General features: G+C 45.6%; 1 rRNA gene. It reads left to right on the top strand.

Annotated elements, in window-relative coordinates:
• Positions 1–2 precede the first annotated feature (2 nt).
• A 16S ribosomal RNA gene (locus GJT95_RS00020) occupies positions 3–1,581 on the top strand.
• The last annotated feature ends 15 nt before the right edge of the window (positions 1,582–1,596 follow it).

The following is a 1,596-nucleotide window of genomic DNA, read 5'->3' as shown; positions in this document are numbered from 1 at the left end:
TAAAATTGAAGAGTTTGATCATGGCTCAGATTGAACGCTGGCGGCAAGCCTAACACATGCAAGTCGAGCGGCAGCGAAATAAAAGAAAGTTTTATTTTTTTTATTGTCGGCAAGCGGCGGACGGGTGAGTAATATCTGGGGATCTGCCTTATGGAGAGGGATAACTATTGGAAACGATAGCTAATACCTCATAATGTCTTTTAAAAGACCAAAGTAGGGGATTTTATATATTTATTTTATATAAAACCTTATACCATTAGATGAACCCAGATGGGATTAGCTAGTAGGTAGGGTAAAAGCCTACCTAGGCGACGATCCCTAGCTGGTCTGAGAGGACAATCAGCCACACTGGAACTGAGACACGGTCCAGACTCCTACGGGAGGCAGCAGTGGGGAATATTGCACAATGGGCGAAAGCCTGATGCAGCTATGCCGCGTGTATGAAGAAGGCCTTCGGGTTGTAAAGTACTTTCAACAAGAAAGAAACAATGAAATTTAATACATTTCATTATTGACGTTACTTGTAAAAGAAGCACCGGCTAACTCCGTGCCAGCAGCCGCGGTAATACGGAGGGTGCTAGCGTTAATCGGAATTACTGGGCGTAAAGAGCACGTAGGCGGTTAATTAAGTCAGATGTGAAATCCCTAAGCTTAACTTAGGAACTGCATTTGAAACTAATTAACTCGAGTTTCGTAGAGGGGGGTAGAATTCTAGGTGTAGCGGTGAAATGCGTAGATATCTGGAGGAATACCAGTGGCGAAGGCGGCCCCCTGGACGAATACTGACGCTCAGGTGCGAAAGCATGGGGAGCAAACAGGATTAGATACCCTGGTAGTCCATGCTGTAAACGATGTCGACTTGAAGGTTGTAAGCTTGACTTATAACTTTCGTAGCTAACGCGTTAAGTCGACCGCCTGGGGAGTACGACCGCAAGGTTAAAACTCAAATGAATTGACGGGGGCCCGCACAAGCGGTGGAGCATGTGGTTTAATTCGATGCAACGCGAAAAACCTTACCTGGTCTTGACATCCATGGAATTTAATAGAGATATTTTAGTGCCTTCGGGAACCATGAGACAGGTGCTGCATGGCTGTCGTCAGCTCGTGTTGTGAAATGTTGGGTTAAGTCCCGCAACGAGCGCAACCCTTATTCTTTGTTGCCATCAGTTAGGCTGGGAACTCAAAGAAGACTGCCGGTGATAAACCGGAGGAAGGTGAGGACGACGTCAAGTCATCATGGCCCTTACGACCAGGGCTACACACGTGCTACAATGGTATATACAAAGAGAAGCATCCTTGTAAAAGTAAGCGGATCTCACAAAATATATCTTAGTTCGGATTAGAGTCTGCAACTCGACTCTATGAAGTCGGAATCGCTAGTAATCGTAGATCAGAATGCTACGGTGAATACGTTCCCGGGCCTTGTACACACCGCCCGTCACACCATGGAAGTGGGTTGTAAAAGAAGTAAGTTGTTTAACCTTTGAAAAAAGGAGGGCGCTTACCACTTTATGATTCATAACTGGGGTGAAGTCGTAACAAGGTAACCGTAGGGGAACCTGTGGTTGGATCACCTCCTTTACTATCAAAATTCTA

Source organism: Enterobacteriaceae endosymbiont of Donacia crassipes (assembly GCF_012569785.1).
Lineage (GTDB): Bacteria > Pseudomonadota > Gammaproteobacteria > Enterobacterales > Enterobacteriaceae.
The sequence above is the reverse complement of the archived record's forward strand: the minus strand, read 5'-3'. Positions and strand labels throughout refer to the sequence as shown.